The following is an 8,017-nucleotide window of genomic DNA, read 5'->3' as shown; positions in this document are numbered from 1 at the left end:
GAGACCCCTCACCCGACCCTGCTCCGCAGGGCCAACCTCTCCCGCAAGGGGAGAGGGATCCGGTGCGAAACCCGCTTTCGCGGGGATTTTACGGGAAAAAAGGCCGGCGCTGCGGCGGCTGAAAACGCCCCCCCAGAGGAGGATCTGGGGTCCAGATACAGAAAAAGCCGGCCCGCGAACGCGGAGCCGGCTTTTCGTCGCCCTTACGGCGAGACCTTGCGGTCTTACTTCTTCGCGGTGAAACCGGCGAACTTGGCGTTGAAACGCGAGACGCGGCCGCCGCGGTCCATCAGCTGGGCGTTGCCGCCGGTCCACGCCGGGTGGGTGCGCGGATCGATGTCGAGCGCCAGGTTCGCGCCTTCCTTGCCGTAGGTCGAGCGGGTTTGGTAGCTCGTCCCGTCGGTCAGGGTGACGTTGATGAAGTGGTAGTCGGGGTGAATGTCTTGTTTCATCGGGCGGTCCAACCGACTAGAGGGCGGCGTGAAATGTGAGTGAGCGCCGCCGTGCGGGGTGGCCCTCGAAGACGCGCGGCTATAAAGAACCCGCGCGTTTTTGGCAAGGACCCTGTTGATGAGCGACGTTAACGGCGGCGAGATTTCGGTCGAAGGCCGCCCCGGCGCCGGCGCCGAACTGGCCCAGAGCCTGTCGGAATCGGCCGCCCGCCGCCCGCGCCGCAAGGACATCCGGCCGCTCGCCCATCTGCTGCCCTTCGTGCGCCGCCATATCGGCGACGCCCTGGCCGCCGGGTTCTTCCTGCTGTTCTCGACCGGCGCGACCCTGGGCCTGACGGGGGCGTTCAAGAACGTCATCGACAAGGGATTCGCCAAGGGCGGCGAAGGGGCGGTGAACCACACCTTCCTGACCCTGGCCGCCGTCGCCCTGGTGCTGGCCGTGGCCACGGCCTCGCGCTTCTTCTTCGTCACGCGCCTGGGCGAGCGCGTCGTCGCCGACCTGCGCCGCTCGCTCTACGACCACGTCCTGACCCTGGACCCGGCCTATTTCCTCAAGACCCGCACCGGCGAGGTGCTGTCGCGGATGACCGCCGACGTCTCGCTGATCGACCAGCTGGTCGGGGCCTCGGCCTCGATCGCCCTGCGCAACACCCTCAGCCTGATCGGGGGCCTGGGCTACATGGCCGTGGTCAGCCCCAAGCTGGCGGGCTTCATCGTGCTGATGGTGCCGGTGGTGCTGACCCCGATGTTCTTCGTCGGCCGCAAGGTGCGCAAGCTGTCGGTCACCGCCCAGGACCGCTTCGCCGACGCGGTGGGCTACGCCGGCGAGAGCCTGGACGCGCTGGACACCGTGCAGGCCTTCGTGCGCGAGCGCGAGGCCGGCCGCCGGTTCGGTTCGGCGGTGGAGACGGCCTACGACGCCTCGGTGCGCCGCATCCGCGCCCGGGCCGGCATGACGGTGCTGGTCATGACCCTGGCCTTCGGCGGCGTGACCCTGCTGCTGTGGTTCGGGGCGCGCATGGTGCTGTCGGGCGAGATGACGCCGGGCACGCTCGCCCAGTTCGCCATGCTGGCGGTGATGGCCGCCGGCTCGGTCGGCGCCCTGGGCGAGGTCTGGGGCGACGTGCAGAAGGCCTCCGGGGCCATGGACCGCATCTCCGACCTGCTGAACGCCCGCCCCGGCATCGCCCCGCCGGAAGCGCCCAGGACCCTGCCGTCGCCGGTGCGCGGCGAGATCGCCTTCGAGAACGTGGCCTTCGCCTATCCCGGCCGCCCCGACCTGCCGGCGCTCAACGGCTTCAGCTTGACCGTGAGGCCCGGAGAGACCGTCGCCCTGGTCGGTCCCTCGGGGGCGGGCAAGAGCACCGTCCTGCGCCTCCTGCTGCGCTTCTACGACCCTCAGGGCGGCGCGGTGCGCCTGGACGGCGTCGACCTGCGCGACGCCGAGCCCGCCGAGGTGCGCGCGGCCATGGCCCTGGTGGCCCAGGACTCGCCGCTGTTCTCGGGTTCGGCCATGGACAACATCCGCTTCGGCCGCGAGGACGCCACCGAGCAGGAGGCCCGCGCCGCCGCCGAGGCCGCCCAGGCCACGGGCTTCATCACCGCCCTGCCCCAGGGCTTCGACACGCCGGTGGGCGAGCGCGCCAAGACCCTGTCGGGCGGCCAGCGCCAGCGCCTGGCCATCGCCCGCGCTCTGGTGCGCCAGGCCCCGATCCTGCTGCTCGACGAGGCCACCAGCGCCCTGGACGCCGAGAACGAGCGGCTGGTGCAGCAGGCCCTCGACGCGGCCATGAGCGGGCGCACCACACTGGTGATCGCCCACCGCCTGGCCACCGTGCTGCAGGCCGACCGCATCGTGGTCATGGACGAGGGCCGCGTGGTCGAGGAAGGCGCCCACGCCGACCTGGTCACCCGCGGCGGCCTCTACGCCCGCCTGGCGCGGCTGCAGTTCGGGGTGGAGGCGGCTTAGGCGCTCGCCTTCTCCGCCTTCGCCGTCTCCTGCTCCTTGATCAGAGACACGTGGAGCAGCTGCTTGCGCAGTTCCTCGAAGGCGGGCGTGCCGACCAGGGCGGGGTCCTGCTTCTCGGCCCAGTCGATCAGCTTCTCCAGCGCCTCGCCGATGCGGCCGATCTGGCGGCCGTAGCTGCCGACCTCGTCGAGCACCCGGGCCTCGACCTCGGGCTTGCCCGACTGGCCCAGATTGATCGTGAACAGGGAAAAGTCGCCGAAACTCCACGACCACGGATTGATGGTCTGGGTCAGCTGGCGCGGGGCGAGGGAAAGCTGGAACGGTTCGGACATGGGGGCCTCCCGATCTGGAAGGGCCAGCATGCCGCCTTTGCAACGCCTGCGTGTGACGAATGACGCGGCGGACCGACAGAAACGCCGGTCTCGCCCAATCTCGGGTCAGCCGCGGGCGGCGGCCGCCAGGTCCGGGAAGTCGCTGAACACCCCGTCGACGCCGGCGGCGTAGAGCGCCTTCAGCACCGCGGTCGCATCGCCGGCCTTGGCCAGGTAGTCGGCGGCGGCCGGGTCGCCTTTGCGCAGGGTGGCCGGCAGGAAGTAGTTCTCGGCCCGCACCGTCCAGGGATGCACCAGCAGGCCCGCCGCGTGGGCGTCCTTCACGAGGGAGGTGGCCGGCAGCAGGACTTGCGCGTCCTGCGGCACGACCATGGTCTTTTCCGGACCCAGGCCGTCGGCATAGGCGGCAACGCCCTTCAGGCCCTCGGGCGTGACGAGGTCCGCGTACTTGACGGTCGGCAGGTCGGCCGGGCCGCCCTGGCCGGCGACCAGCAGGACGAGGCGCGCGGCGGTCTTCAGGCGCAGGGTCTTCAGCGGCCCGACCTCGAAGCACTGCACGAACACCGGGGCGGTCTTGGAGTTGAGATCGTTGCGCTTGAGCGCCTCGACCATGCGGCCTTCGATCGGCAGGCCGACCGAGGCGAAATAGGCCGGGTGCTTCATCTCCGGATAGACGCCGATCGTGCGGCCGACGCGCTTGCTCTCGGCGCGGGCGAAGGCGACGACCTCGTCGAAGGTGAGGACCTGGGCTTTGCCGTCATAGGCGGCGCTGGCCGGACGCAGCTGCGGCAGCCGCTCGCGGGCCCGCAGGGTCTTGATCTCGGCCAGGGTGAAGTCCTCGGTGAACCAGCCCGTCAGGCTTTCGCCGTCGATGGTCTTGGTCGCCTTGCGGGCGGCGAACTCGGAACGGGAGGCGACGTCGGTCGTGCCGCCGATCTCGTTCTCGTGGCGCACCACCAGGTGGCCGTCCTTGGTGACCACGAGGTCGGGCTCGATGAAGTCGCAGCCCTGCTCGATGGCCAGGCCGTAGGCCAGCAGGGTGTGCTCGGGCCGATAGCCGGAAGCGCCGCGGTGGGCGATGACGATCGGCTTGCGCACGCCGGCGCGGACCATGGCGGGGATCATGCTGGCGCCCATCGTGCCGGCGAGGGCGGCGGTCGTCATGGCGCGGCGGGTCAGTAGGGTCATGGCCGCTGATTAGCGCGCGGATGTGACGGTTTGGCGAGGGGCGTGCGTCGCTTCCGCGGCGCCTTGCCCATGAAAAAGGGCTCCGGAACCTCGTCCCGGAGCCCTCTTCAAATCGAACCTTCGAAGCCTCAGCCCGCCGCGTGCAGGGCCTTCAGCACCAGGGGGTGCAGATCCTGGTTGGCGGCCAGGATCGACGAGCCTTCCACCGGATCGCCGTGCTCTTCGATGGTGCTGACCTTGCCGCCCGATTCCTGGACCATCAGCACGCCGGCCGCGACGTCCCAGGGCTTCAGATTGCGTTCCCAGAAGGCGTCGAAGCGGCCGGCGGCCACCCAGGCCAGGTCGAGCGCGGCCGCGCCGAAGCGGCGCACGCCGGCGACCTTCTGGCTGACCTGGTGCAGCTCCTTCAGGAACTGGCCGTGGCCGGGCTTGCCGATGAACGGCACGCCGGTGGCCAGCACGGCCTCGTCCATGTGCTTGCGGGCGGCGACGCGCAGGCGCTTCTCGGCGCCGAGGAACGCGCCCTTGCCCTTCTCGACCCAGAACAGGTCGTGGGTGATCGGGTTATAGGTGACGCCGGCGACGACCTCGCCCTCGCGCTGCAGGGCGATGTTGACCGCGAAGTGCGGGATGGCGTGCAGGAAGTTGGTGGTGCCGTCCAGCGGGTCGACGATCCAGGTGTGGGTCTTGTCGGTGCCCTCGATCAGGCCGCGCTCCTCGCCGAGGAAGCTGTAGCCCGGACGCGCCTTGCTGAGGATCTCGAACAGGGTCTGCTCGGCCTTGAGGTCGGCGTTGGTCACGAAGTCGCCCGCGCCCTTCTTGGAGACCTGCAGCTCGGAGACTTCGCCGAAGTCGCGGGCCAGACCCCGGGCGGCCTTGCGCGCGGCGTCGATCATCACGTTGAGAAGGGCGGAAGGCGTGGGCACGGGCGGATATCCTATGGAATTCCCTGTACCGACGCGCGGACGCGCGGCGGCGGGAGACGGACGATGGCAGTGGGAAAGAGCGGGCGCGGAACCTAGACGCGGGGCCACGCGAAGGCAAGACGGGGCGAATTGTCGCGGTCAACCCTGCGTCGCTTGAAAAAGGGGACCGATCGGTCAATTTTAGAGGCGGCAATTGATCCAGCGCAAAGCGAGGGGTCAGGCCACGCGCAAACTACGCGCATAGAAGGAGTCCTCCCCCAATGACCGACACGACCAACATGACCAAGTTTCCCCTGATCGCCGCCGCCGCGGCCGCCCTGCTGGCCCTGGCCCAACCCGCCGCCGCCGAGGTTCCCCTGACCGCGGCGACCCACGCCGCCGCCGGCGCCTCGCAGCGCATTTCGGTGACCGGCAAGTCCTCGACCGTGGTCAGCGAAGAGCTGACCCGCGCCGCCCGCCAGGTGTGCAGCGCGGCCCTGAAGGGCAGCCGCCACCCCAACTACGCCTCGTGCGTGACCGAGACCCTCGGCCAGGCCCGCGCCGACTACGCCGCCCTGCGTTCGGCCGCCGCCAGCGCCGCCGAGTAGACGGCCTCCCCCGCCGCGCCGCCGGGATCCCTCCCCGGCGGCGTAAGCCGCCAAAGGCAGAAAAAGGCCGGCGCGGAATTCGCGGGAAAAAAGCTCGCGGCCATGTCACGTCTGGCGCCTTCGCCTCGCCCTGTCGGGCAAACCGAGGGATCGACCATGAGCGCCGCCGACACGATCTTCGAAGACCGCCGCCCCGCCATGACGGGCCTGGCCTATCGCATGCTGGGCTCGCGGGCCGAGGCCGAGGACGTGGTGCAGGACGCCTGGCTGCGCTGGCGCGAGGTCGAGACGGCCGAGATCGGCAACCCGGCCGGCTTTCTCAACCGCGTGGTCTCGCGCCTCTGCCTGGACCGCCTGAAGTCGGCCCGCGCCCGGCGCGAACTCTATGTCGGCGAATGGCTGCCCGAGCCGGTGGTCGATGTCGACGAGACCTTCGGCCTGGGCGAGAATCTGACGGTCGCCTTCCTGCTGGCGCTGGAGCGCCTGACCCCGCTGGAGCGGGCGGCCTTCCTGCTGCACGACGTGTTCGACACGCCCTTTTCCGAGATCGCCGCCACCCTGGACCGCTCCGAGGCGGCCGTGCGCCAGCTGGCCGCCCGGGCCCGTGAGCACGTCAAGGCCGGCAAGCCCCGCTACAAGCCCAGCGCCGACGAGGAGCGCCGCCTGACCGAGGCCTTCGTCGCGGCCGCCCTCAGCGGCGACGCGGCGACCCTGCGCGGCCTGCTGGCCAAGGACGTGGTCATGCACGCCGACGGCGGCGGCAAGGTCTCGGCGACCATGAACCCGGTGTTCGGCCTCGACAACGCCGTACGGCTGCTGGAAGGCATCGCCCGCAAGTGGCCCCATCCCGACGGGACGACCGCGCGCCTGGCCCGCATCAACGGCCAGCCGGGGGTGGTGATGGCCCATGACGGCGTGGTGTTCCAGACCATGGGCCTGGACATCGTCGATGGCCGCATCGCCGCCGTCTACACCATGCGCAACCCCGACAAGCTGGCGCGGGTGCGGGCGTAGAATCCTTCTCCCCTCGCGGGAGAAGGTGTCATCCGAAGGATGACGGATGAGGGGTCTCTCAAAATCGAGACGCTCCGCCCGGCCTCACAGCCGCATGCAGCTTTGAAGTTCTGAGAGACCCCTCACCCGACCTCGCTCCGCGAGGCCACCCTCTCCCGCAGGGGGAGAGGGGTCTTCAAGGCAGCGTCGCCTTGGGCAGGCTGTCCCTGGTCTCGCAGGCCATCTTGCCGGCCTTGCCCGCGGCGCCGGAGATGTCGTCGAGCTTGGCTTCCTTGCGCCAGTTCTTGGGCAGGCCCTTGTCGCCGGCGAAGTCCATGCCGAGGTCCATCCATTTGTCGGCGGCGCAGTCGAGGGCGAAGATCATGATCGGGCCCTTGCCGGCCGGCCACGACTTGTAGGGCCCGCCGGCGCCCTTGCCCTCGGCGATGCGCAGGACGACGAGGCCGGAGCTCTCGTCCACCCTCAGGAAATCGGCGTCGTAATAGGTCTTGGCCTCGCCCGGGGCCGGCTTCCAGCTTTCTCCCAGGGCCGGCATCGCCAAGCCGAGCATGGGTACGCTAAGCAAACACGCTACGAGCCGCTTCTTCATGGCGGTCCCTCCCCGTTATCGTTCGCTGGGGAGGAGGCTATGCCTGTCGTACAACCACGGCAAGAGAACGCCGTTATGCAGTCTTAGGCCCGGGCGGCGAGCCCTTCGGCGATGGCCGCGTTGAGCGCCGCCACGGCCGCGTCCGGGCCTTCCGGATGGGCCCAGACCCCGCCCGAGACGGCCAGGAAGTCGGCGCCGGCGCTCGCCAGCGGCGCGGCGTTGGCGGCGGTGATGCCGCCGATGGCCACGCACGGGACCTCCATCGTCTCCTGCCAGATCGACAGGATGTCGGGCTCGGCGACGATCGGGGCGTCCTTGGTGGTGGTCGGGAAGAAGGCCCCGAAGGCCACGTAGTCGGCTCCGGCCTCGGCGGCCTCCATGGCCAGGTGCCGGCTGTCGTGGCAGGTGACGCCGACCATGCGGTCCTTGCCCATCAGCTTGCGGGCGCTCGCGTAGGGCGTATCGCCCTGCCCCACATGCACGCCGTCGCAGTCGAGGCGGGCGGCGAGGTCGGGACGGTCGTTGAGGATCACCGCCACGTCGCGGGCGCGGGCGATCGGCGCCAGGGCCGCGACGGCGGCGGCCACGACGTCGTCGGACACGTCCTTGAGGCGGATCTGCAGGGCCGCCACGTCGCCGCCCTCCAGGGCGCGGGCCAGCTGGCGGCCGAAGGCGGCCAGGTCCGGCAGGGACGGCGGGGTGATGAGATAAAGGCGGCAGTCGAGCGTCATGCGCCGCCTTTACGCCGATTTGGCCCGAAACGCGACTTTGGGGGCGATTGGCGCCGGTGCGTGAAAACCTCGTCCTTCGACAAGCTCAGGATGAGGTTTTCAAATCGCCCGCCCCTGATCCTCATCCTGAGCCTGTCGAAGGGCTCGCCCGTGACGACGCGCCGCTGCGAACTCGACTGAGAGTCAGTTGCAAACCGGTGGAAAACTGTTAGATGAGAATGACAATCAT

General features: G+C 70.0%; 9 protein-coding genes. 3 read left to right on the top strand and 6 right to left on the bottom strand.

Features of this window, described 5'->3' with window-relative positions; all coding sequences use genetic code 11:
• Nucleotides 1-224: 224 nt before the first annotated feature.
• A complete protein-coding gene (gene rpmE / locus DMC18_RS08535; protein ID WP_110121023.1) occupies nt 225-452 on the bottom strand; it encodes a 50S ribosomal protein L31 in 228 nt (75 codons plus the stop codon).
• A 115-nt stretch (nt 453-567) separates the two neighbouring features.
• Between rpmE and DMC18_RS08530 the strand changes: the two genes are divergently transcribed.
• A complete protein-coding gene (locus DMC18_RS08530) occupies nt 568-2,421 on the top strand; it encodes an ABC transporter transmembrane domain-containing protein (protein WP_199228553.1) in 1,854 nt (617 codons plus the stop codon).
• Here the strand turns inward: DMC18_RS08530 and DMC18_RS08525 are convergent.
• The 3 genes from DMC18_RS08525 to DMC18_RS08515 form a co-directional block, all read right to left on the bottom strand.
• A complete protein-coding gene (locus DMC18_RS08525; RefSeq protein WP_110121020.1) occupies nt 2,418-2,753 on the bottom strand; it encodes a hypothetical protein in 336 nt (111 codons plus the stop codon). The two genes, DMC18_RS08530 and DMC18_RS08525, sit on opposite strands and share 4 nt — an antisense overlap.
• Before the next feature lie 105 nt (nt 2,754-2,858).
• Nucleotides 2,859-3,941 carry a glycerophosphodiester phosphodiesterase gene (locus DMC18_RS08520; RefSeq protein ID WP_110121021.1) on the bottom strand — a complete coding sequence of 361 codons (1,083 nt, stop codon included), beginning with the start codon at nt 3,939-3,941 and terminating at the stop codon, nt 2,859-2,861.
• Nucleotides 3,942-4,069: 128 nt separating this feature from the next.
• Nucleotides 4,070-4,867 carry an inositol monophosphatase family protein gene (locus DMC18_RS08515; protein ID WP_199228554.1) on the bottom strand — a complete coding sequence of 266 codons (798 nt, stop codon included), beginning with the start codon at nt 4,865-4,867 and terminating at the stop codon, nt 4,070-4,072.
• Between the two features lie 260 nt (nt 4,868-5,127).
• Here DMC18_RS08515 and DMC18_RS08510 point away from each other — a divergent pair, with 260 nt between their 5' ends.
• Complete coding sequence (locus DMC18_RS08510) at nt 5,128-5,454, top strand: hypothetical protein (RefSeq protein WP_110132856.1); 327 nt, start codon at nt 5,128-5,130, stop codon at nt 5,452-5,454.
• A 156-nt stretch (nt 5,455-5,610) separates the two neighbouring features.
• Nucleotides 5,611-6,468 carry a sigma-70 family RNA polymerase sigma factor gene (locus DMC18_RS08505; protein ID WP_110121024.1) on the top strand — a complete coding sequence of 286 codons (858 nt, stop codon included), beginning with the start codon at nt 5,611-5,613 and terminating at the stop codon, nt 6,466-6,468.
• Between the two features lie 175 nt (nt 6,469-6,643).
• Here DMC18_RS08505 and DMC18_RS08500 read toward each other — a convergent pair whose 3' ends face one another.
• Together DMC18_RS08500 and thiE are read right to left on the bottom strand one after the other, a co-directional pair.
• Entirely contained in the window at nt 6,644-7,057 is a 414-nt protein-coding gene (locus tag DMC18_RS08500; protein ID WP_110121025.1) for a hypothetical protein, read from the bottom strand.
• 83 nt (nt 7,058-7,140) lie between these two features.
• Nucleotides 7,141-7,788 (bottom strand): thiamine phosphate synthase, encoded by a 648-nt coding sequence (gene thiE / locus DMC18_RS08495; protein WP_110121026.1) that lies wholly within the window; start codon nt 7,786-7,788, stop codon nt 7,141-7,143.
• Nucleotides 7,789-8,017 lie beyond the last annotated feature (229 nt).

The organism is Caulobacter sp. D5 (assembly GCF_003185805.1).
Lineage (GTDB): Bacteria > Pseudomonadota > Alphaproteobacteria > Caulobacterales > Caulobacteraceae > Caulobacter.
Note: the sequence above shows the minus strand (reverse complement) of the source record. Positions and strands in the feature narration are given on the sequence as shown.

Bases quoted from the DNA above. Each gene is read 5' to 3' on its own strand.
- rpmE (WP_110121023.1), bottom strand. From the start codon at position 452: ATGAAACAAGACATTCACCCCGACTACCACTTCATCAACGTCACCCTG.
- DMC18_RS08525 (WP_110121020.1), bottom strand. From the start codon at position 2,753: ATGTCCGAACCGTTCCAGCTTTCCCTCGCCCCGCGCCAGCTGACCCAG.
- DMC18_RS08520 (WP_110121021.1), bottom strand. From the start codon at position 3,941: ATGACCCTACTGACCCGCCGCGCCATGACGACCGCCGCCCTCGCCGGC.
- DMC18_RS08510 (WP_110132856.1), top strand. From the start codon at position 5,128: ATGACCGACACGACCAACATGACCAAGTTTCCCCTGATCGCCGCCGCC.
- DMC18_RS08505 (WP_110121024.1), top strand. From the start codon at position 5,611: ATGAGCGCCGCCGACACGATCTTCGAAGACCGCCGCCCCGCCATGACG.
- DMC18_RS08500 (WP_110121025.1), bottom strand. From the start codon at position 7,057: ATGAAGAAGCGGCTCGTAGCGTGTTTGCTTAGCGTACCCATGCTCGGC.
- thiE (WP_110121026.1), bottom strand. From the start codon at position 7,788: ATGACGCTCGACTGCCGCCTTTATCTCATCACCCCGCCGTCCCTGCCG.